21 protein-coding genes, 4 tRNA genes, 1 rRNA gene and 3 pseudogenes are annotated in these 21,126 nt (G+C 45.5%); 3 read left to right on the top strand and 26 right to left on the bottom strand.

Going from position 1 to position 21,126, the window contains the following annotated elements:
- Positions 1–466 precede the first annotated feature (466 nt).
- From FYJ59_RS12305 to FYJ59_RS14310, 3 genes are all read right to left on the bottom strand, one after another.
- Positions 467–1,576, bottom strand: a complete 1,110-nt coding sequence (locus FYJ59_RS12305; protein WP_154497838.1) for a hypothetical protein — start codon at positions 1,574–1,576, stop codon at positions 467–469.
- Positions 1,577–1,596: 20 nt separating this feature from the next.
- Entirely contained in the window at positions 1,597–2,376 is a 780-nt protein-coding gene (locus FYJ59_RS12300; protein WP_154497832.1) for a DUF6033 family protein, read from the bottom strand.
- A 166-nt stretch (positions 2,377–2,542) separates the two neighbouring features.
- The gene (locus tag FYJ59_RS14310; protein WP_154497828.1) at positions 2,543–3,316 is read right to left on the bottom strand and encodes a PocR ligand-binding domain-containing protein; all 774 of its coding nucleotides are present in this window, start codon (positions 3,314–3,316) and stop codon (positions 2,543–2,545) included.
- Between the two features lie 286 nt (positions 3,317–3,602).
- Here FYJ59_RS14310 and FYJ59_RS12290 point away from each other — a divergent pair, with 286 nt between their 5' ends.
- Positions 3,603–4,442, top strand: coding sequence for an endo alpha-1,4 polygalactosaminidase (locus FYJ59_RS12290; RefSeq protein ID WP_154497825.1), 840 nt, complete (start codon positions 3,603–3,605; stop codon positions 4,440–4,442).
- Positions 4,443–4,462: 20 nt separating this feature from the next.
- Here the strand turns inward: FYJ59_RS12290 and FYJ59_RS12285 are convergent, their stop codons facing one another.
- From FYJ59_RS12285 to FYJ59_RS12235, 12 genes and pseudogenes are all read right to left on the bottom strand, one after another.
- Entirely contained in the window at positions 4,463–4,849 is a 387-nt protein-coding gene (locus FYJ59_RS12285; RefSeq protein ID WP_154497822.1) for a hypothetical protein, read from the bottom strand.
- A gap of 56 nt (positions 4,850–4,905) precedes the next feature.
- On the bottom strand, positions 4,906–6,375 hold the full coding sequence (locus FYJ59_RS12280; protein ID WP_154497819.1) for a PTS transporter subunit EIIC: 1,470 nt from the start codon (positions 6,373–6,375) through the stop codon (positions 4,906–4,908).
- Positions 6,376–6,452: 77 nt separating this feature from the next.
- Positions 6,453–6,932 (bottom strand): PTS sugar transporter subunit IIA, encoded by a 480-nt coding sequence (locus tag FYJ59_RS12275; RefSeq protein ID WP_022154621.1) that lies wholly within the window; start codon positions 6,930–6,932, stop codon positions 6,453–6,455.
- A complete protein-coding gene (nagA, locus tag FYJ59_RS12270) occupies positions 6,926–8,056 on the bottom strand; it encodes an N-acetylglucosamine-6-phosphate deacetylase (RefSeq protein ID WP_154497816.1) in 1,131 nt (376 codons plus the stop codon). The genes FYJ59_RS12275 and nagA overlap by 7 nt, the downstream gene beginning before the upstream one ends.
- A 21-nt stretch (positions 8,057–8,077) precedes the next feature.
- Positions 8,078–8,809: a glucosamine-6-phosphate deaminase gene (nagB, locus tag FYJ59_RS12265; protein ID WP_154497789.1), complete on the bottom strand. Its 732-nt coding sequence runs from the start codon at positions 8,807–8,809 to the stop codon at positions 8,078–8,080.
- A gap of 7 nt (positions 8,810–8,816) precedes the next feature.
- The gene (gene ptsP, locus FYJ59_RS12260) at positions 8,817–10,436 is read right to left on the bottom strand and encodes a phosphoenolpyruvate--protein phosphotransferase (protein WP_154497786.1); all 1,620 of its coding nucleotides are present in this window, start codon (positions 10,434–10,436) and stop codon (positions 8,817–8,819) included.
- Positions 10,437–10,472: 36 nt separating this feature from the next.
- On the bottom strand, positions 10,473–10,730 hold the full coding sequence (locus FYJ59_RS12255) for an HPr family phosphocarrier protein (RefSeq protein WP_154497783.1): 258 nt from the start codon (positions 10,728–10,730) through the stop codon (positions 10,473–10,475).
- A gap of 247 nt (positions 10,731–10,977) precedes the next feature.
- Positions 10,978–11,417: pseudogene (locus tag FYJ59_RS14180) on the bottom strand (GGDEF domain-containing protein).
- A gap of 923 nt (positions 11,418–12,340) precedes the next feature.
- Positions 12,341–12,604: a hypothetical protein gene (locus tag FYJ59_RS14175; protein WP_235898036.1), complete on the bottom strand. Its 264-nt coding sequence runs from the start codon at positions 12,602–12,604 to the stop codon at positions 12,341–12,343.
- Positions 12,580–12,894: a hypothetical protein gene (locus FYJ59_RS12245; protein ID WP_328597242.1), complete on the bottom strand. Its 315-nt coding sequence runs from the start codon at positions 12,892–12,894 to the stop codon at positions 12,580–12,582. Before FYJ59_RS12245 ends, FYJ59_RS14175 begins: the two co-directional genes overlap by 25 nt.
- 17 nt (positions 12,895–12,911) lie before the next feature.
- A complete protein-coding gene (locus tag FYJ59_RS12240; RefSeq protein WP_154497780.1) occupies positions 12,912–13,508 on the bottom strand; it encodes a sugar O-acetyltransferase in 597 nt (198 codons plus the stop codon).
- 323 nt (positions 13,509–13,831) lie between these two features.
- Positions 13,832–14,908, bottom strand: coding sequence for a GGDEF domain-containing protein (locus FYJ59_RS12235; RefSeq protein ID WP_154497777.1), 1,077 nt, complete (start codon positions 14,906–14,908; stop codon positions 13,832–13,834).
- Between the two features lie 218 nt (positions 14,909–15,126).
- Between FYJ59_RS12235 and rbr the strand changes: the two are divergent.
- Together rbr and FYJ59_RS14470 are read left to right on the top strand one after the other, a co-directional pair.
- Positions 15,127–15,668, top strand: a pseudogene (gene rbr / locus FYJ59_RS12230) (rubrerythrin).
- A 16-nt stretch (positions 15,669–15,684) separates the two neighbouring features.
- Positions 15,685–15,858, top strand: a pseudogene (locus FYJ59_RS14470) (desulfoferrodoxin family protein); the annotation flags it as partial.
- A 90-nt stretch (positions 15,859–15,948) separates the two neighbouring features.
- Here the strand turns inward: FYJ59_RS14470 and FYJ59_RS12220 are convergent.
- The 11 genes from FYJ59_RS12220 to FYJ59_RS12170 form a co-directional block, all read right to left on the bottom strand.
- Positions 15,949–16,021, bottom strand: a tRNA-Lys gene (locus tag FYJ59_RS12220).
- 156 nt (positions 16,022–16,177) lie between these two features.
- On the bottom strand, positions 16,178–16,549 hold the full coding sequence (locus tag FYJ59_RS12215) for a hypothetical protein (protein WP_154497774.1): 372 nt from the start codon (positions 16,547–16,549) through the stop codon (positions 16,178–16,180).
- Between the two features lie 216 nt (positions 16,550–16,765).
- On the bottom strand, positions 16,766–17,425 hold the full coding sequence (locus FYJ59_RS12210; protein WP_154497771.1) for a PepSY domain-containing protein: 660 nt from the start codon (positions 17,423–17,425) through the stop codon (positions 16,766–16,768).
- An 86-nt stretch (positions 17,426–17,511) separates the two neighbouring features.
- Positions 17,512–18,255 carry a peroxide stress protein YaaA gene (gene yaaA / locus FYJ59_RS12205; RefSeq protein ID WP_154497768.1) on the bottom strand — a complete coding sequence of 248 codons (744 nt, stop codon included), beginning with the start codon at positions 18,253–18,255 and terminating at the stop codon, positions 17,512–17,514.
- On the bottom strand, positions 18,252–18,710 hold the full coding sequence (gene bcp, locus FYJ59_RS12200) for a thioredoxin-dependent thiol peroxidase (protein ID WP_154497765.1): 459 nt from the start codon (positions 18,708–18,710) through the stop codon (positions 18,252–18,254). The genes yaaA and bcp overlap by 4 nt, the downstream gene beginning before the upstream one ends.
- A gap of 51 nt (positions 18,711–18,761) precedes the next feature.
- The gene (locus tag FYJ59_RS12195; RefSeq protein WP_154497762.1) at positions 18,762–19,718 is read right to left on the bottom strand and encodes an aromatic acid exporter family protein; all 957 of its coding nucleotides are present in this window, start codon (positions 19,716–19,718) and stop codon (positions 18,762–18,764) included.
- A 38-nt stretch (positions 19,719–19,756) separates the two neighbouring features.
- A complete protein-coding gene (locus FYJ59_RS12190; RefSeq protein WP_154497759.1) occupies positions 19,757–20,197 on the bottom strand; it encodes a flavodoxin family protein in 441 nt (146 codons plus the stop codon).
- A 328-nt stretch (positions 20,198–20,525) separates the two neighbouring features.
- Positions 20,526–20,597: transfer RNA gene (locus FYJ59_RS12185), tRNA-Cys, on the bottom strand.
- 13 nt (positions 20,598–20,610) lie between these two features.
- Positions 20,611–20,682 (bottom strand) — tRNA-Glu (locus FYJ59_RS12180).
- A gap of 45 nt (positions 20,683–20,727) precedes the next feature.
- A tRNA-Asn gene (locus FYJ59_RS12175) sits at positions 20,728–20,799 on the bottom strand.
- Between the two features lie 154 nt (positions 20,800–20,953).
- Positions 20,954–21,126 (bottom strand): 23S ribosomal RNA (locus FYJ59_RS12170); the annotation flags it as partial.

Here is a 21,126-nt window from a genome sequence, read left to right as displayed (position 1 = left end):
GATATTTTATCGTTTTGTTTCTTATATATTATTATCTTTTTGTTATGTATTAATTCATCTTTCTAACACCAGTTTTCCGGAGACCGTCTTTATCACCCGCCATATGGCATCAGATCATTAAAAGTCGCCCAAGCTTCCTCATAAGTGTAATCCGCCAGCTTAAGCCACCCCCGGCAAGGCATAGTCGATGTTTTATAGACTCTCTGTAATTATAGTCTACATTCTACCGACCCGTCTGTCACGTGCTTACTTCTGCACCGCTTCCATCAGACGCTCCTGCCAGTCATAGAAAGCCTGGCCGTCCACCAGGCAGCGTTCGTTCTCACCTATCCATAATCCCTGTTCTTCCGACGCGTAGCGAAAGGTCCTTGTCTCACCGTCTGCATAAACAAACTGAAAATATCCCGATTTTCATGTCTTTTAATGTATGAAAATCGGGATACCCTAAGTTCCTCAGAATACTACTTTATAACGAAATATCGATCACCGGAGCAGGTGCGACCTGAGCACCGATTCCAGCGGCATCGGCAGAAAAAGATGTCCCGGAGTATCCGGCAGATAAGCTCACGCCGCCTCCGGAGGGAATGACGGGATTGTCCTTCATTTTCTCCAGATGGTCAAACACTGCCTTGAGGTATTCCGCATCTGCCTTGACGATTTCTTTCATCTCTTTGTTGCGGTGTTTGATCTTTATCATCTTGAGGTCTGCGGGATCCATCTCCCTATTCACAGAGACCGCACTATCTGATAATCCATCCAGCCCCATCTCTTCCATCAGGTTGCGTAAGCTATCGGACATCTCTTGCATCATCTCCGAGGTGAAATCGCTCATTTCCGACATAAAGTCTCCTGTCTGCGCATAGAATGCATCTATGCCAAGATCAATATAGTCGGATATATCATAGCTATCCCCTGCATACGCCTCACTGCCTGCATACTCATATGCGGAGAGATCCCTTGACATTTCTTCCGCATTCTGCACATTTTCCGCTTCTGTGTCCTGCGCATCCTTCGTTTCTTCTTCGCTGATCCGGTCTCCCTGGCAGATTCCGCCGGCTGCCTTCGCCAGTTCCTCTTCTTCTAAGTGTTTCGCCTTTTTCTTCGCTACACGCTCCATGGCTTTGGCATGGTTGATTGCTGCTTCGATCTCGTCATCATCATAATTTCCGCTCTGCTTCTGCCGTTTCAGGCGCAGGACTTCTCTCCGCGCCTGCCCGGCTGCCTGCTTTGCCGCCTGGGACGTCTTGCTCCGCAGTATTTTGGATGAAATATTTTTAAACTGATATTTCAGTTTTTTCAAAGCCAGCGTCGTGTTCTTCGTCTGCTGCCTCTGATTGCGCAGCGATTCACTGTAACTCAGGGAACTTGTAACGATGGAATCCTGGCTCCAGCTGTTCGCCGCCTGCATCTGGCCGTTCCGGTCATCTCTCGCCAACATCCGCCGGATATCGGTAACAGAACTTTTATTTTTTGCTCCGAAGATACTCTTCTGATTGTTCTGCGTCTTTCTTCCTCCGGAAAATGCCTGCGGCAAACCGGTATTGCCGCTCCCGTAAACACCTCCGGTCTTCCCCATAGAAATCATGCAACCTCACCTTACCCTCTGAAGTCAAAGTTCTGGCCGACCTGCCGTTCGTCTGCGGTCTGCACACTGTCACTCCGTGTGTTGAAATTGTAGGTTTCTATCTTAGACAACAGTTCTTCTATGGAAATGGCGCTGATCGTTACCGTATCCGACTTCTTGTCTTTTAGCCGTTCTTCCTTTTCTTTCTTAGCTGCCTTCTTCTCCGCAGCCTTTTTCTCTGCTCTCTTCTGCTCGCCTTTTTTCTCGATTCTTGCCTTCTGATCTGCGCTTGACTTCTTCAGCACTGCAAAAAATGACAGTGTTCCTCCATCATTTACCTGCATTCCAAAGCCCTTGACATTCGCACCAGAACTCTGCAGGCTGGTCTTTAACTGCTGTATCTGTGCAGCAGCACCACTCAGGATTCCCTCATACTGCTTCCGGAATTTCTCATCCGTCGCCATCTGTTCGATCTTGTCCTCATCAATGAGAACAACCGTCTTATAGCCATTGGCATATTTTGCAGCATTGGCTTTTGCATTCTCCTTCTGATCTCTGCTGACCAGAATAAAATCATAATTTCCGTACTTCTTCTTCAGCTGCTCATAGTATTTCGCAGCCTTCTCCGACAGCTCCGGCTGACCGATGGTCCTGCCGTAATTCCCAGTCGTTCCCTTCGTCTGTTTCGCTTCAGAAGTGCCGGCCGTGCCTGCAGCACTCGTCGTATCCTTCATTGTCTTGTTCTTTGTATTCTTGCTGTAATTACTCTGCGCAGCATATGCACCGATGCTGCTTACCCCTATCTCTGTCATACTGATCTCCTCCTTGAAAATAGATGCCAAATCCGTTTGTTTTCACAGTTATCTTACTATGTATATCGTCTTCTTTTCTGAATACATTGATAGTAATAATGCCAAAAGACCACATTTCCGATCCTTGTCACCGATCAGAAATGCGGTCTTTATATTATATTTTTTCTTACTGATTCAAATTGTTGATCGTATGAGATAACTGTCCGAGAATCTTCTTGATCGCTTCACTGGAGGTCGCCATATCTCTCGCCAGCTTCTGGACCTCCGTTGCTACCACCGCAAATCCCTTGCCCTGATCTCCGGCTCTGGCTGCTTCAATGGATGCATTCAGTGCCAGGATCTGCTGTCTCTTGCTATAACCGTCGATTTCCTTCGTTCTGTCTTCCGCTTCTGCGATCTGCTGTGCAGCATCTGCAATACCGCCTTTTAATTCTCCTACCAGATTTGTATTTCTACGATGAGCATAGCTTGATCTCACAAACATATTGATGACATCGCCTAAAAGCTCAGCAGATGCGTCAATCTGCTCCTTAGTCTTCACATTTACCTTTTTCAGGGCCTTAATATATTTATCCTCATCAATACCCAGCTCTCTCGCTGTCTGACGGAACTTCTCCTCATCCGGATTCTCCGGCAGCACCTGTCCTCCGATAATACTGCCCAGCACGGTTCCATCCTCCAGTGTGATCGGAATACCAAAATCCACAAGTCCCGCATGGCAGGGATACACACCATGGCCTTCTCTGTCACACTGCTCGCAGCGCTTTTTTCCCTCTGCGCTTCCTCTCGTCAGATCAATACAGAACTCCGTAAAATTATAACAGTCACTGATGTATTTTCCGTCTGCACCTACAGCCACGGTTGCCAGTCCTGTGCTGCTTGCCCAGTTCTTCATGATCTGCTCAAATTTGTTCATGTCACAAAAATCCTGAATCTTCATATAGCTTCCTACTTTCCCGGTCATCTTAACCGTTGAGCGCATCAAAGCCGGAAATTTTTGATCCCGGCATCATCTTAGATTTACACAAAAATTATACCACAAATTGCAATATTTTTCGCCATTTTCGCCATTTTTACCAATATTTTCACAACATTTTCTATCTATGCTTCCTTCCTGCTTTCTTCCCTCCAAACGCTCTAAAATAGATGAAATGCAATGTCATCTATTGTATAATTATCTGGATGCAGATATGAGTGCTGATCGTGGAAAAAGGAGGTGCCGTTAATTGAAGAAAACGAAGATATTCTTAAGAAAAATATATGTTCTCGTTCTGATATTATCTGCCGCCCTGCTCAGTGCCTGCTCCGCTGATCCTTCCGATGAAGCAGAAAAATACGTTGTCCTGATCGGCGAAGATTCTGAAATCACAGAAAAACTTTCTGACATTGATCTGCTTGTCATAGATGCGGAATATTTTTCCAAAAATGACATTGCCCGTTTAAGAGAAAATGGTATCCGTGAAATCTACTCCTATATCAATATTGGATCGATCGAGAGCTTCCGGTCCTATGATACAGACTTTGAGAAATATACTCTGGGTGCCTATGAGAATTGGCCGGAGGAAAAATGGATCGATGTCTCAGCTCCGGAATGGCAGGCATGTACAGCTTCCAGAGTAGACGCCCTGGTACAGAAGGGTGTGGACGGCTTTTTTGTCGATAACACGGATGTATACTATAACTATCCGCAGGAATCCATCTATGACGGAATCCTTACAATTCTGGACTATATGGACCATACCGGCAGAAAGATCATGATCAACGGTGGGGACTGCTTTGTAAAAAAATATCTTACAACAGAAAAAAACGTTCTCATCGATGGGGTAAACCAGGAGAACGTTTTTACTGCGTATGATTTTTCAAAGGATATCTATACTAAAAATGATCAAAGCACGCGTGAATACTATACTGAGTATCTGGACCTGGCTATGTCACACGGCTGTACCGCTTACACCCTGGAATACGCAACGGATCCCACCATCCGCAGGCAGGCAGCCGCCTACGCCGGGAAGCATGGGTACATCTGCTATATTTCTGATAATATCGGGTTATGTCTGGGAAGATAACATATTCCTCTCAAGCGCCATCACAGAAATGTTGTCGCACAGGTATCCAGATGCTTATTTTTCACACTAGCATTATCACTTAGGCACTCATCACAATAATAATAGATATTGTATCCCCCCTTCCCTCGTGTGTCCTCTGTCACCGAGAAATATCCGGCCTGCATTTTGGCTGTCGATCTGTTCAGAAAATGAATTTCACGCTGCTTCAGCGAATCCGGTATATCCGAAGACATGCTATATATTGCCGGGTTATACTTTCCTGTAGTAATATAATCCAGCTGGATCTCCGTAAAATAGTTCTTCAGATTCGCCTGGTCTGCAGCGACCTTTGCCTTATGTATATAAGACAGATACTGTGGTGCCAATACTCCCACCAACATTGCCCTGAGTATAAGAAAGACCCGCATGGTCTTCCCAGGCAGGTCTTTCTTCCGGTCATATATTCAGTTTTATCAGTTCTCTATTATTCGCAAAGCTTGGAAAATGCATCCGCTACGAACTGAACCTTAGGTCCGATGATTACCTGAACGGAGGTCTTACCGGGTTTCATGACACCGGCTACGCCTGCAGATTTGATCACCTTATCATTCACTGCGGTAATGTCTTTTACTTCCAGTCTCAGTCTTGTGATGCAGTTGTCAATGCTTGCAATGTTGTCCTTGCCGCCGCAGCCTTCCAGAATGGTTGCTGCGATTGCTGCGAAATCATCATTTGCCAGCTCGATCTTCTTCTCTGCTTCTACATCATCATCTTCTCTACCGGGGGTCTTCAGATCCCATTTCTTGATAGCGAAGAGGAATACGAAGTAGAATACAGCAAATGCTGCGATCCCCAGAGGGATGATCAGCCAGATCTTCTGTGCGGCAGGCAGGGAGGATGAGAACAGCAGATCCATCGCACCTGCGGAGAAGCTGAAGCCTGCACGGAAGCCGAGGGCAACAGTGATCATGGTGAAGATGCCGTACAGTGCTGCGTAGATCACATACAGTCCGGGAGCTAAGAACATGAATGCAAACTCAAAGGGCTCGGTAACGCCGCAGATGAAGGAACAGATTGCTGCAGAAGCTACCAGACCGATCGCTGCCTTTTTCTTGGCGGGCTTTGCACATTTTACCATTGCCAGAGCCGCACCGGGGATACCGAACATCATACAAGGGAAGAAGCCGGACATATACATTCCAAGGCTCCAGGATACATCAGCGCTTGTCTCACCTGCCCAGAAGTGCTGCAGATCTCCAAGTCCGATGGTATCGAACCAGAATACGTTGTTCAGTGCGTGATGTAATCCGGTAGGGATCAGCAGACGGTTCAGGAAAGCATAAACACCTGCGCCGACTACATCCAGACCTACAATGGCTTCACCGAGAGCTACCAGACCGCCGAACAGTAAAGGCCATACGAACAGCAGTACAACAGACGCCAGAATAGATACCACACCTGCTACGATAGCTACGCAGCGCTTACCACTGAAGAAGGACAGCCAGTCGGGAAGCTTGGTATCCTTGAACTTGTTGTAGCACATGGAACCGATAATACCGGCAATAATACCGATAAAGGGATTCGCAATCTTGTTGAATGCCAGTGTCTTGGTAGCATCCTCAGCGATGGAGGGCATAATGGTCGTAACAAATCCGGTAGACAGAAGTGTTGTGAGCATCAGCCAGGAAGCCAGAGCTGCGATGGCTCCGGTACCGTCATTTTTCTCTGACATACCGACACCTACACCAATTGCGAACAGGATCGCCATGTTGTCGATCAAAGCACCACCTGCTTTTACGAGGAACAGACCGATCAGATTTGCTACACCCTGGATCTCACCACCCTGCATTGTTGCCGGGCACAACCAGTAACCAATACCCATGAGGATACCGCAGATCGGCAGAACCGCTACGGGAAGCATTAACGCTTTACCCAGTTTTTGAAGAAACTTCATACATTTCTCCTCCTTTACATTATACTAAACCGGAACAGTTCCGGTCAGTTTCATTAGTTGATACGGACGTACTGCTCTTAAGAGATCTGGAGCACGTCCTCGCCGGGAGATACCTCTCCCTCTTTCAGAATACTGATCTTGTTATATTCATCAGTATTGCAGACCAGGACCGGAGTGATGATATGCAGTCCAGCTTCCTGAATCTTCTCCAGATCCGCATCCAGCAGAAGATCGCCCTTTTTGACATGGTCTCCGGCAGCAACATGTGCTGTGAAGGGGGCTCCCTTAAGTGTCACGGTGTCCAGTCCGATGTGGATCAGAAGCTCCGCTCCCTGATCCGTTGTCATGGTGATCGCATGGAGCGTATCAAATACCACGGTCACCTCTCCGTCTGCGGGAGCATATATTTTACCCTCAGAGGGGATCACTGCAAATCCGTCTCCCAGTATTTTCTCGGAAAATGTAGGATCCGGTACCTCCGTAAGAGCAACTGCCTTCCCCTTACATGGAGATCCGATACAATTACCTTTTCGCTTACCTTTCAAAAAATCTAACATGTGAACTCCTTTCCGTCGATATATACCGCTGCAATGTTCAGTTCCTGATCCAGGAGTACGAAATCTGCCCTCTTACCAACGGATATACTGCCCACTTCATTGAAAATGCCGATCTCCTTCGCCGGATTCTCCGTGGCACACATCACTGCCGTCTCTAACGGGAGGCCTACGGTTTTTACTACAAACCGCATACAATCCATCAGATTCGTCGCCGATCCGGCGATCGTGCCGTCATGCAGGGTAGCCAGATTGCCTCTGACAGTAACCGGCTGTCCTCCCAGCGTATATTCACCATCCTCCAGGCCCGTTGCACGCATACTGTCACTGATCAGGATCATGCGGTCAGCACCAAACATCGCAAATGTTGCACGGATCACTGACGGATGAATGTGTACACCATCACAGATCAGCTCCGGATGACATTTCTCTGAATCTCTCACTGCTCCGATCACGCCGGGCTCCCTGTGGTTCAGCGGCGGCATTGCATTATACAAATGTGTTGCATGAGATGCTCCATGTTCAATGGCTTTCCTTGCTGTATCATAACCGGAAGCTGTATGCGCCAGTGAAATGACCACTTCTCCTTTGGCTCTGTCGATAAATTCCATCGCTCCCGGCTCCTCCGGTGCGATATCTACCAGCTTGATCAGCCCATTCGCCGCTTTCTGCAGCTGACTGAAATATTCATAATCGCAGTGCATGATATTTTCTGCAGCCTGAGCACCCTTTTTCGCCGGACTGATAAAAGGTCCTTCCATATTAATGCCCACCAGGTGGGATCCACCGGAATACTCATAGCTGCCGGCATTTTTCATGACCTCCAGCAGTTCATCCTTAGGGATCGTCATGGTAGCCGGGCAGACACTTGTCACACCGACAGATGCCTCATATGCTGTGATGACATCCAGTGCTTCCTTCGTATCGTCACACATATCCGCGCCCTTACAACCATGGAAATGAATATCCACCAGGCCCGGTATCAGATACATGCCTTCCGCATCCACAACAGCTTCCTCACCTGCCGGATCCCCGGTACAGCTTACGAACCTGCCGTTCTCCACGGCTGCATCTCCTCTGACAAACCGATGCTCCTCTGTATATATATTTGCATTTCTGATTCTCATGACCTATCAGCTTCCCCTTTCTTATTCAGAAAGCTTACTGAGCGCTGCTTCGTCTGCCACCAGTGTCACATCATTATGAAGCTGTAATACCGATGCCGGCACCTGCGGTGTGATGGGTCCGAAGAAAGCTTTCTGTACGATCTCCGCCTTGTCTTCGCCGCTGGCTACGATCAATATTTTCTTCGCCTGCATAATGGTCTTGATCCCCATGGTATATGCCTGCTTCGGGACATCCTCCGCCGATGCGAAGAATCTCTTGTTGGCTTCGATCGTAGACTCTGTCAGGTTCACACAATGTACCTGCTTGTCAAAACTCTCTCCCGGTTCGTTGAAGCCGATGTGCCCGTTATGTCCAATTCCCAAAAGCTGCAGGTCCACGCCGCCCAGTGACTGGATCAGTTCCGTATATCTACGGCATTCTTTCTCCGAATCCGGTTCCATTCCGTTTGGCAGATGTGTATTTTCCACCGGGATATTCACATGGTCAAACAGATTCTGGTGCATAAAATAGTAATAACTCTGATTGTTTTCCCGGCTCAGCCCCTTATATTCATCCAGGTTCACCGTCATAACCTCAGAAAAGTCCAGGTCTCCCTTGCGGAACCATTCCACCAGCTGTTTATACAGACCGATGGGTGTGGATCCCGTAGCCAGTCCGAGAACACAGTTCGGTTTCATGATAACCTGTGCCGATACGATATTTGCAGCCTTTCTGCTCATATCTGCATAATCTTTCGCTTTGTATATTCTCATGAATCTCTCACTCCATTTCGCATATTTTACTACGGACATTCAGTACCATGGACGGTGCCACACTGAGTTCATCAATTCCCATCTGTACAAATCGTGTTGTCAGTGTCGTATCCGCTCCCAGTTCTCCACAGATGCCGACCCATTTTCCATGCTTATGTGCTCCGTCAACAGTCATCTGTATCATACGCAGGACTGCCTCATGATGTGGATTATAGAATCTGTCCAGTCTGTTGTTCTGCCTGTCGATAGCCAGAGTATACTGTGTCAGATCATTCGTGCCGATACTGAAGAAATCAACATGCTCCGCCAGCTCCTCACTCATCATGACAGCTGCAGGAGTCTCGATCATAATTCCCTGTTCCGGAATTGCGTAAGGAAGCTTTTCTTCCTCCAGCTCCTTAGCCACCTCAGCCACGATTTTCTGAATATCCAGCACTTCCTCCACGGAAATGATCATCGGATACATAATAGCCAATGTTCCGTATTTTGCCGCCCTGAGAAGTGCTCTCAGCTGGGTCTTGAAGATCTCCGGCTGCTCCAGACAGATCCGGATCGCACGGTATCCCATGGCAGGATTATCTTCCTTGCCCAGTCCGAGGTAATCTACATTTTTATCCGCACCGATATCAAGGGTACGGATGATGACCTTTTTCCCTGCCATCATCTGCAGCACCTGACGGTAAGCATTGAACTGTTCTGTCTCATCCGGAAGAGAATTCCTTCCGAGATATAAGAATTCACTGCGGAACAGGCCAATTCCCTCCGCATCATTCTCCAGTACATATGCCACATCCGGTACGCTGCCGATATTTGCATATACATTGACCTTGCGTCCGCTCTTTGTCACGGATTCACGTCCCTTGTATTCTGCCAGCAGGCTTCTTAGTCTCTGTTCCGTCTGCTGTGCCGCTTCTGCCTGCCGGATCTGCTCTTCCTCCGGATCCAGGTAAAATACCGCTTCCCTGCCGTCCACAATAGCCCGGGTTCCGTTATGGATTTTCTCCAGTTCCAATGGTACCCCTATCAGTGCCGGAATATTCATCATACGTGCCAGGATCGCAGTATGGGAATTCGTCGAACCATGTACTGTGACAAAGGCCAGGATCTTACTCTTATCCATCTGTACCGTCTCACTGGGTGTCAGATCATCTGCCACAATGATCGACGGCTCCATAGTACTCCAGTCAATCTGCTCCTCCCCGGACAGATTGCGGACGAGCCGGTTGGAGATATCCCTGACATCCGCAGAGCGGGCCTGCATATATTCATCATCCATGTTGGCGAACATCTCTGCGAAATTATCACCGGTCACTGCCACCGCATACTCTGCATTCACTTCTTCGTTCTGAATCATGCTGTGAATGGCATCCTGATAATCGTCATCCTCGAGCATCATCTGATGCACCTCGAAAATGGCTGCATTGACTTCTCCGACCTCCTGCAGAGCCTTCTCGTATAACTGTCCCAGCTGCGTCATCGTACGTTCCTTAGCCGCATCCAGCCGTTTCAATTCTTCCGTTGTGTTGTCGATATGGATCCTCTTAACGAGACTGTCCTTTTTCTTCAAAACACTCACAGGTCCGATCGCTGTTCCCTTATATACGGATTTTCCAATATATTTTTCCATTTTCTACCTTCCAAACTCTGTCGTGCAGGTCTTCTCCTAGAGGTTCTCACGGAAAAACTTCTGAAGCTCTGCTGCGGCGGTATCTTCATCCGCTCCTTCTATCGTGACTTCCACATTGTCTCCGTGCTTCACGCCCATTCCCATGATCGCCATCAGTTTGCCTGCTGCAGCTGATTTTCCATTACAGGAAAGTGTCACTGTACTCTGATACTTTTTCGCTTCCTTGGCGAGCAGTCCCGCAGGACGTGCATGCAGACCGATTTCATCCTTAATGATATAGCTGAACTGTTTCATCGGCAATATTCCTCCTTATTTTATATTTCTTGCTTTATTTATGTAGCATATTGTACATACTTTTCGTTCGTCTGGCTGATTATATATACATATTACCCATTTTTTTATTGTTTGTCTACATCGTTTTTGATATATTGTATATTTTTGAACATTATCGTAAAATTTTGTAAACTTTTTAATAAAAAATTTATAGAAAAAGGATGCCTGCTTATCTGGCACCCTTTCTTGGATCATTCTTTTGGTTTTGTTATTTTCTGTAGTCAGCATCCGGCTGCTGTTCCTCCAGCTCCTCATAAAACCGGTAATTATTCTTGCCGTTCTGTTTGACATAATACAATGCCTTATCCGCTTTTATATAATATTCTTCAAAGTTTCCTCCCTGTCTGCACATGCACAGACCGCAGGACAAGGATGCCGGTGAAGTCTCCGTCGCAGCATTTTTTGCCGCACGAAAGCTGTCAAACAGCTTTCTCACCCGCGTGTTCATCTCTGCTTCCGATACCTCCGGCAGATAGAACAGGAATTCATCTCCTCCCAACCGGCAGACCACTGCGTTCTCCATGCACTCTGTGAGCACCGCTCCTACCGTCTGAGGGCACGATCCCCCGCCTTATGTCCATAGACATCATTGATCTTCTTCAGATTATCCATATCCACAAATCCCAGACAGCCATCCTGCTTCTGCATTTTTTCAAGGATCAGTGCCTCACCCTTATGACGAATGGGAAGACCTGTCAGATAATCCAGGCTTTCCCTTGCCTCTCTCTGCCTGGCCAGCTCCAGCTCACGAATACGATCCATTGTCTGGATCAGCGTAACGACCAGCAGGACCACCAGTCCGATTGCGATAAAGATCCCGGACAGTGACACCACCCGATACACCGCTGTCACCTCCAGCATGACTGCGATCATGGCAGCTACCAGTCCGATCAGCGGAAGCTTGTAATGTTTCGCCGTTCCCTTGATGAGATCCCGGCAAATGGTGATAAATATTGTTAGGACCGTTCCTGCGATCACCAGATGGGACAAGAACATTGTCGAGATAAAATCTGCAATATTCAGTACCTGTAAGACCGTGCATATCACAAAATTCACACAGGTGATACACTCTGCCACATGATAGACCTTCCGGTACCTTCCCTGCTGTACACTGTCAATATAGAACAGGATTGGAACCGGGCAGAGCATCACAGCGAAGAAGCACATATTCGACAGAATAGAAGCATTGGAAACAAACAGCTGGCGCAGCTTCGATTCTCCCAACATCCACACTGCTCCCAGGAGCATGCACCATCCCAGATACTCCAGATCAAATCTCGTCTTATATATAATATCAAGCACCAGACTGATGATCAGCACGACCAGCCCGGCAAACAGCATGGCGCAGGCGATCAGAGTTACCATAAAATAGCAGTGGAACATATATGCCCAGATATCTGATTTATCCCCGCAATATACCTTGTTGACAACACCTGAATACTTTTTCGTAAAGCATTGCAGCTCTATCCGCACTTCCTGTCCCGCATCCTCATCGGATGTCTCGCAGAATACATACCGGCTGGCAGAATTTTTTCCAAAAGGTCTGGTATTCTCCGTATCATACACCGTCCTCAGTTCCCCACCGATGTAAATACGCACATTCTCCAGAGAGGATCTGATGGCGATCGTATTTCCAGAAGCTCTCCTGCAGGCACATCACATCTGCCCGGGACCGGAATCTCCTCTTCTGTTCCATCTGCCAGCACCCGATAAAAGGTTCCCGTATAAGTAATGCTTTCCTCCGTGACCGTTTCCCGTTCACTTGGGTAAATATATTGTCCCAAAAGGAATGCCGCAAGCAGCACACATATCACCACATAAAATAATCTTCCCATGCAGCGTTTGCTGCTTCGTAATCGTCCTGTCCTTTTTGAGCATCACTGTCTGCAGACATTATGGCATCCAGATTCGCACCGGTATCCTGGATCTGACTCTCCAGCTTCTGAATTTCCTCTTCACAGGATGTCATAACGGCAGCATCTGATTCTACCAGATGCTGATACTGTTTGATTCTGTATTTCGCAGTCATTGTCTCTAAATCCTGCAGATATTCCAATGACGGAGACCAGACCTCCGTGATCTTCTCTATATTTGAACGGATCACTAATGTCGAGATCAGTGCCACCAACACTAAAAACTATCTTACATATGGTCTTTTTCGGTTATTTTGCGAATAACACGGCATGGGTTGCCGGCTGCCAGGCTATACGGAGGAATATCTCTGGTCACAACACTTCCTGCTCCTATTACACATCCCTCCCCAATGGTAACACCACCACATACAACCACATTGGATGCCAGCCAGCAATTATCTTTTATAGTGATCGGCTTCGCATATTCAAGAGTATAAAGGCTGCCATCTTCTCTCGTCCTGACATTACGTTCCTCCGGCAATAAGGGATGCATAGGAGTTGCCAATGTAACATTAGGACCGATCATCACATTATCCCCTATATGTATTTCACATACGTCTAAGCATGTGAAATTAAAATTAGCATAACTACATTTTCCGAAGGAAGTGTGACATCCATAATCAAAATAGACCGGGGCCTGCAAATACGGAAGTTCCTCTGTTGCCGGCAATAATTCCCTCAATATCTGATTTTGCTCTTCTTGCTGATCTTCATCTATCAAATTATATCTTCTTGATAATTTACGTGCATGCAAACGTAATTGTTCCAATTCGTTATCCGACGAATCATACAACTCTCCGCTTAACATTTTTTCTCTTTCCGTCATTTCTGATAGCCTCCTGATCTCTTTTTTCATATTGTTATGTTTGCTGGTCAAAGTCTCGCATTATCTTGCTGTGATAAAGTCTTTTTTGATGTCAAGAAACGCGTAATAGTAATCATCCTCTGTGATCAGATGATTATTCATATATCGTAATGCCTTTTTTTCAGATTCACAAGCATTGCATCCAGTTCATCAAAGCAACTTCCTGTATAATCCGTCTTGTCCTCCAGTTCAATGGTAAATCACATCAATAATACAACAAGGCCTAAACTTCATGGTTCGACACCCATGAAGAAGGTTCTGAAGTCATTTGACAATTGAGTTCCTTAACGTGAACATAAATTACGCTTCTTACATAGTTTTTTATTTTCATACATATAGGAATCTGCCTTATCCAATAACATCTGCAGTGTGCAGGTTCCTTCATCCGTTGAATGTGCCCATCCGCATGCATAGTCGATCGGGATTTGATCTTCATTACTATTTAATCTGTCTTTTTCTCTGCTTAAGCTTTGTAACAGTTCCCCAATCTCCGTTTTATCTGTATGGTAAATCACAGCCATGAATTCATCTCCGCCATATCTTCCCACAAAATCCTTGTCCGGAATCACGCTGCGTAAAAGCCGGGAGAAATTCATGATCAACCGGTCTCCTGCCGAATGTCCCATGGTATCGTTTACTGTCTTCAGATTATTCAAGTCAAACATGATGCAGGCTGTAGGCTCAATGATCATATCCTGATCTCTAAGCAGAGCCTCACAGGCAGATTTATTAGGCAATCCGGTATGGGCATCCGTATATGCCCTCTGTTCTAACAGCTTATTTTTCATTGCCATCTTCATAGCTGCCAGCGTCTGCATAATAACCAGAATCACTAGACACAACATATTAAGCGCTGACAACAGTTCTATCGTACGAATCTTTACTGCGATTTTTTCTGAATAATTTTCCGCAGCAAATACCGTTTCATCTGCCATATGAAAATAAATTTCGCTCATATTAACAATATCTGTATTTTCATAGCCACCGCTTCTTACTGCCTCGATTTCTTTTTTTAATTTCTCCCAATAATCACTCTGAACCTGCAATTTATCCTGATATTCTTTATCGTGGAGCTTTACCAGATCATAATGTCCATCCTGATATCTTAATCCGCTCAGAATATCATCCAGATATTTTATCAATTCATCGCTCCGGCTTCCTGTAATTTCTAATTTCACCATGCGCTGCGTGTCTCCACGCACCAGACCTGCATAATTGATCACACGCGCAGTCCCTTGTAACCTGGTAATCTGTACCATTATCATAATAATAAGAAGCACCAGGATCAATATAAGACAGCTTTGTATCATACCTATTATATTTTTGTTTTTCCTGTCTGATCGTATTTCTCTGTTTAACATGTTAACCTCCTCGAATGCTCTATATAAAATCATATCATAGTTCAATAAGAAAATCAAAAAGTTACACGAACGTTTAGACTGGTATTATGACTGTGCATCAGACGAGGGGCGATCACGCTGCGGGATAAAGATGGATGGAATCACTTAAAATGAAAATATGTTTTTTACCACGAGTCCGTGTTATAATATGAGCAGAAAAGCTGAAAGGAGCATCAACCATGAAAGAAACGAAATACGCAGGAACTCAAACCGAAAAAACCTGATGGCTGCCTTTGCCGGTGAATCCGAGGCACGCAACAAGTATACCTATTTTGCATCCAAGGCCAAGAAGGAAGGCTACGAGCAGATCGCGGCGCTGTTCCTCAAAACCGCTGATAATGAAAAGGAACACGCCAAGCTGTGGTTCAAAGAACTGAACGGCATTGGCGATACCTCTGAAAATCTTCTCTGCGCCGCTGAGGGTGAGAACTATGAATGGACGGATATGTACGACGGCTTCGCCAAAACCGCCGACGAAGAGGGTTTCCACGAGCTTGCCGCACGCTTCCGTCTGGTCGCCGCCATCGAAAAGCACCATGAGGAGCGCTACCGTGCCCTGCTGCACAATGTGGAGATGGCAGAGGTCTTTGCTAAGAGTGAGGTCAAGGTATGGGAGTGCCGCAACTGCGGTCATATCGTAATCGGTGAGAAGGCACCCGAGATCTGCCCTGCCTGCAACCATCCCCAGAGCTACTTTGAAATTCACGCGGAAAACTATTAAAAAAAAGAGAATCATCATAGAGCAGAAGTTTTACATTTGCAAACATTGCGGCAACATCATTGCCAAAGTTAAGGACGCAGGTGTCCCTGTCATCTGCTGCGGCGAGCCGATGAGCGAGATCGTTCCTGGCACCACCGACGCCGCCCGTATCCGCCGACTGGATGAACATGCACAGATCATAATGATCGAGCGTAGCGGCTATGTCTCCTATGCCAACTGTGGTCTGCCGTCATTCATTTTTCTGCTGAGACTCTATCTATAAACATCTATTTAGCGGTAGTGCTCCTCATGGGACTCGAACCCACAACCTACCGGTTAAAAGCCGGTTACTCTACCAATTGAGTTAAAGGAGCATAAAAAAATACCGCCTGCCCTCATCTAAGGTAAGCGGTACGTTCAAACTGGTTTCTATTTCTGTATCCTTCCAGCTACTCTCCCAGTCCGGATACAATATCACAGAATTTTGCACTTGTCATTATACCTGTAATATAAAATATACTATTTGTATCTCATTCCGGTTTTAATTCTGCCAGATCCATAAATTGCTGCTTCCTTACAGCATATTCCTGCTTTCTTTCATCCGGAAGCTTTCGGTAGATCTCTTCAAAGCCTGCTTCCGCATCCTCTGTCCCATATACAGGCTGCATCACTTCACTGTAAAGCCACTCATCCCACAATGCTTCAAACAGTTCTTCTGCATTACGATATACCTTATTTCTATCAAAGCAGGATTTCCGCTCCCTATAATATGTTAAGTATACAAATCCAAATTCACCTGCATCCAGGACACAGGTATCACCTAACATATCATACAATTCCCGGAAAGCTTCTGCAACCTTTTTACATTTATCATGCTCTTCTTTTGAGTACTTTTCTCCCATGCATAAATACCTCATTTCTTGGAATATCTATCATTTAACTTTTCACTATCATTATTGTACTTATTCTTTACTGCATGGAATAATATATGTATAATTATATCGAAGAATTGATATGAAAGGAAAAAGGATAGCGCTTCCCGCCATGCGGTTACGCTATCCTTTTTCTATACATGATTGTTACCGGGGATACAACCCCTTACTTTTTTATGAGCATAACTAACGGACGCTTTCAGCCTCCCACTCTATGACAGCTCCACTGGATGCATCGATCGTAAAGTCATATTCCGTTCCGCCATAGATGATCTTGCCTTCGTATTCCGAACGTCCATCGTCATAATCGAATTGCCATTCGTAGATGTCCTTTTCCGTTGCACCGCTTACACGGCCAAGTGCTGTCTGCTTCGCATCTGCCTCACTAATAGTGACGTTACTGCTATTGCTGCCACTCCATCCGGATGTTTTTTCATCGTATCCGGAACTTAAAATCTCACCGGTATCCACGGCTATTTCATAGTCGTACTTCTTACCGCCTGCGTACCATTCAATTTCATATACCTGGCGTCTGCCTTCATAGTCCAGCTTTGACTTGGTGATCGTTGCATCCGTTGCCTTCACTCCGGCATGCTCAAGAGCTATCTTCTGTGCTGTTTCCTCATCCACCGCGCCGGTTACCGTCTGCGCGGAAGCTGCGACAGAACTCTGCGTTGTGGCAGAATCGGCAGCGGGGACTGTCGTCTCCGTCTGTGCCTGGGTATCTACCGCATTCTTCTCCTGGCTGCTTGGCTGCTGATTTATCACTGGTTTACCGCCACATCCGGTCATAGCCACTGCCAGGGACAGTGCTGCGCCGGTTAAAATCAACTTACGTTTCATCATCTATCTTTACCTCCTTCAATTCAAAGTGAATTGCGTAGATTGTAGCAGGCAGCCATATCCATACTCATATCAGCAATTCACATTAATCATTTTCGTTCAAATACATATTCCGATTCAGATGACAAATCTCTTCTGAAAGTATATCCAAGTCTGTCAAATTTTCGTATCTCTTCAGGATTCTCAATTTCTCTTTCTGCCATGAACCGGACCATCTCCCCTCGGGCCATTTTGGCATATGTCCCTTTCGTTACCAGTTTATTTCCCGATAACTCACAAAAGGAGATCGTAATATAGGTATCCTTAGGTGTCAGATACTTTTCTATGCATTTTGAGTATTCTTTTGATGCCAGATTAATGATAACCCTGCTGTCATCAATCACTGAACGATATAATCTCTCCCCCCAGTAATCATACAGATTTTTTGCATCTCCTATCCCGACCTTTGCCTGCATTTCTAACCGGTACGGTGTCACCCCATCCATTGGTTCCAAAACCCCATAAAACGCAGACAGGATTCTCAAGTTCTTTTGTACATATGCAAGCTGTCTATCTTCAAACACAGCTGGTGCCATATACTGAAATGCGATTCCTTCATAGGATAATACTGCCGGAGTAAGTCCACGGTACAGATCCATAGTTTCCAGTCTGTGAAAGTTCTGTTCGGCAATCTTATCGTTACATTTCCAGACTGCTTTCAGCTCCTCTTTGGACTGACTCTTCATAAAACTCAATATCTCTGCTGTCTGATCCATATGTTTTGGCACATTAACCGGTGCAAGGCTGTCCGTATCGCTTACCATTTTTTTTGCAGGAGACAGTATGATTTTCATCCTTCTAATTCCTTAAGCATATTTTCAGGGTCATCTGCTGCTTTGACTTTATCATTAGCCTTGATGATGACTCCCTGTTCATCGATAAGATATGTGGTCCTTACCACGCCCATAGATAATTTTCCATAGTTTTTCTTTTCTTTCCAGACATCATAGGCTTCAATAACTTTACGTTCCGGATCAGCTAAAAGTGTAAATGCCAGACCATATTTTTCTTCAAATCTCTTATGAGAAGCCACGGAATCTTTACTAACTCCAAGAATGACCGCACCCTTTTCCACAAACTGCGGATATCTCTCTGAAAAACCGCATGCCTGTTTCGTACATCCGGGTGTGTTATCCTTTGGATAAAAATATAAAATCACTTTTTTCCCTGCATAATCACTTAATTTATGCATTACGCCGTTCTGATCCGGCAATTCAAAATCGGGTGCTTTTTTTCCTGCTTCTAACATATATGTTTTCCTCCACTTTCTTATCTAATTTGGTTTTTACATTATAATACATCACCTTGCTGTGATAAAGTCTTTTTTGATATCAAGAAACGCTTTCATATCTTCCAGGATATGATACAGCATGGACCGGTTTTCAAATTCCTGTCGCGTGACCGGGAGCTGCTGCTGTTCATAATAGTGGTGCAGTCTCTCTAACTCCGACAGCAGGGTTTCCACATTATTTTGTTCTGCAAACTCATCGGCAGTCTGACGTATAAAATCTGCCAGTGCTTTCCCCTGCTCCGGTGTAGTGGTCAGACGGATGATGTCTGCATATATTCTTTTCAGTATCACGCACTGTCTTGCCCGCATCTGCATATATTCGTAATAGTAATCATCCTCTGTGATCAGATGATTATTCATATATCGTAATGCCTCTTTTTTCAGATTCACAAGCATTGCATCCAGTTCATCAAAGCAGCCTCCAGTATAATCCGTCTTGTCCTCCAGTTCTATATAGATCGCCATTCTGCGTAAGATGTACACGATTTTGTCATCCACTGTTTTCTGATAATCCAACAGTTGTCTTCTGCCATCCGGCATATAGAGATTCCACAGTGTGCCTATCCCCGCTCCGATCACCAGGATCAGGAATTCGTTCAGAATCATGGACGGACTGCAGCTCTTAGCTGAAACATAATGCGTACAAAGCACTGCAATAGGAGCAATCGCTTCCTTCATGTCTAATGCCATGCAGCTAAACAGATATGGGATCAGTACAATACCGAACGCCCACACGTGATATCCGGCAAGCGGAAAGATCACTGCTGACAAGATTGTCATGATCACAAATATGATCATGCGCTTCGCTGTTATCCGCACAGTTTCCTTCTTCGTATCCTGGATCGTCAGGAGAGTAATAATTCCTGCGGCATACGCAAATTGAAGCTGCAGGGCTGCTGCAAGCAGTACGGCCGCTACGGAGCCGGTAACATATTTGATAAGTTTTATGGTTTCCTCAGTTTTCATTTTACTATCTCGAATCTTTGATCCTTTGCCATTTCTGTCTACCTCCGAATGATTCCTTTATAAAATGTTACCGCATCTGCCAGATCTTTATCATTGGGATGTCCCTTTGCAATCCCCCCAACCAGCTTGAACGGTCCGAAGGTATCGTACCCCTTACAGGAAAATTTCCCGACAACCTTCCCCTGCTTGCTTTTTATAATTTCTTCTATTGACCGGAATGCCGCATTGCCGCCACAGGTGCAGATCAGAAAAGCATCTTTATTTGCCGGTAAATTGACAGAAGCAAAATTGAGTACTGTCTGATGAAATTTTCCATAATACACCCCGGAAGCAAAGCCGATCAGGTCATATCCAGACAAATCTCTTTCTTTTTCCTTCGTGGCATCGATCAGATCTACCACGTTTTCACCGGCGATTGCTTCCACCACCTTTTTGGTATTTTCATGATGAACCGATGCATAAATAATTGCTACTTTCATGTACTCATTCTCCCTTGTGTAAACTCATATACACTACAACCAGATAGTCCAGTTCCTGATTTCCCATAGTCTTTCCCCAGCAGTACCTTCTTTTACATTTTTATTTCAATTATAAAACAGTCATTTTATGCTGTCCGGATCTTGAATGGCACTTCTATTTGATCTTCTTTCTGTGTAAATATACCGTAAGTATAATTTTCCTGTCACAGTTGCTTTTCTCTGTACTATGGATTTGTTTTACGTGCATATAAGCATCTCTTTTCTTTTATGCGTAAGCTTTTTTAGAAAAAAACCCCAGAAACATTACATTTCTGAGGCCCTTCAGGAGAGGCGCAGACCGGATTTGAACCGGTGGATACTGGTGTTGCAGACCATTGCCTTACCACTTGGCTACTGCGCCATATTTAATTAAATGACTCCAACGGGAATCGAACCCGTGTTACCGCCGTGAAAGGGCGATGTCTTAACCGCTTGACCATGGAGCCGCGTGTTATCGCCGCTTGGCGTATCTAATGTATCTGATAAAAAAACTCCCCGAGTAGGGCTCGAACCTACAACAACTCGGTTAACAGCCGAGTGCTCTACCATTGAGCTATCGAGGAAAATATCTTGCTTCATAAGCTATTTAAGAGAATGCTGCGCATTCTCAAAAAGTTACAAAGCTAAATGTGAAGAAATATTTATTCCCTCAAAACCGAACACTGAAACCTCATCTCTTATATCCTGACTTACATCCTGCTTTCCTATCCAAAACCTTTGGTCAAGCCCTCGACCGATTAGTAAATGTCAGCTGAACACATTGCTGTGCTTACACCTCATTCCTATCTACCTCGTAGTCTTCAAGGGGTCTTACTCATTTCTGAGGGATATCTCATCTTGAGGGGGGCTTCACGCTTAGATGCCTTCAGCGTTTATCCCTTCCGGACTTG

It is taken from the genome of Waltera intestinalis (genome assembly GCF_009695995.1).
In the GTDB taxonomy this organism is placed as follows: domain Bacteria; phylum Bacillota; class Clostridia; order Lachnospirales; family Lachnospiraceae; genus Acetatifactor; species Acetatifactor intestinalis.
The sequence above is the reverse complement of the archived record's forward strand: the minus strand, read 5'-3'. Positions and strand labels throughout refer to the sequence as shown.

Excerpts from the sequence above, each read along its gene's own strand:
- FYJ59_RS12305 (WP_154497838.1), bottom strand. The coding sequence starts at position 1,576 with ATGGGGAAGACCGGAGGTGTTTACGGGAGCGGCAATACCGGTTTGCCG.
- FYJ59_RS12300 (WP_154497832.1), bottom strand. The coding sequence starts at position 2,376 with ATGACAGAGATAGGGGTAAGCAGCATCGGTGCATATGCTGCGCAGAGT.
- FYJ59_RS14310 (WP_154497828.1), bottom strand. The coding sequence starts at position 3,316 with ATGAAGATTCAGGATTTTTGTGACATGAACAAATTTGAGCAGATCATG.
- FYJ59_RS12285 (WP_154497822.1), bottom strand. The coding sequence starts at position 4,849 with ATGCGGGTCTTTCTTATACTCAGGGCAATGTTGGTGGGAGTATTGGCA.
- FYJ59_RS12280 (WP_154497819.1), bottom strand. The coding sequence starts at position 6,375 with ATGAAGTTTCTTCAAAAACTGGGTAAAGCGTTAATGCTTCCCGTAGCG.
- FYJ59_RS12275 (WP_022154621.1), bottom strand. The coding sequence starts at position 6,932 with ATGTTAGATTTTTTGAAAGGTAAGCGAAAAGGTAATTGTATCGGATCT.
- nagA (WP_154497816.1), bottom strand. The coding sequence starts at position 8,056 with ATGAGAATCAGAAATGCAAATATATATACAGAGGAGCATCGGTTTGTC.
- nagB (WP_154497789.1), bottom strand. The coding sequence starts at position 8,809 with ATGAGAATATACAAAGCGAAAGATTATGCAGATATGAGCAGAAAGGCT.
- ptsP (WP_154497786.1), bottom strand. The coding sequence starts at position 10,436 with ATGGAAAAATATATTGGAAAATCCGTATATAAGGGAACAGCGATCGGA.
- FYJ59_RS12255 (WP_154497783.1), bottom strand. The coding sequence starts at position 10,730 with ATGAAACAGTTCAGCTATATCATTAAGGATGAAATCGGTCTGCATGCA.
- FYJ59_RS14175 (WP_235898036.1), bottom strand. The coding sequence starts at position 12,604 with ATGGGAAGATTATTTTATGTGGTGATATGTGTGCTGCTTGCGGCATTC.
- FYJ59_RS12240 (WP_154497780.1), bottom strand. The coding sequence starts at position 13,508 with ATGACGGAAAGAGAAAAAATGTTAAGCGGAGAGTTGTATGATTCGTCG.
- FYJ59_RS12235 (WP_154497777.1), bottom strand. The coding sequence starts at position 14,908 with ATGTTAAACAGAGAAATACGATCAGACAGGAAAAACAAAAATATAATA.
- FYJ59_RS12215 (WP_154497774.1), bottom strand. The coding sequence starts at position 16,549 with ATGGGAGAAAAGTACTCAAAAGAAGAGCATGATAAATGTAAAAAGGTT.
- FYJ59_RS12210 (WP_154497771.1), bottom strand. The coding sequence starts at position 17,425 with ATGATGAAACGTAAGTTGATTTTAACCGGCGCAGCACTGTCCCTGGCA.
- yaaA (WP_154497768.1), bottom strand. The coding sequence starts at position 18,255 with ATGAAAATCATACTGTCTCCTGCAAAAAAAATGGTAAGCGATACGGAC.
- bcp (WP_154497765.1), bottom strand. The coding sequence starts at position 18,710 with ATGTTAGAAGCAGGAAAAAAAGCACCCGATTTTGAATTGCCGGATCAG.
- FYJ59_RS12195 (WP_154497762.1), bottom strand. The coding sequence starts at position 19,718 with ATGAAAACTGAGGAAACCATAAAACTTATCAAATATGTTACCGGCTCC.
- FYJ59_RS12190 (WP_154497759.1), bottom strand. The coding sequence starts at position 20,197 with ATGAAAGTAGCAATTATTTATGCATCGGTTCATCATGAAAATACCAAA.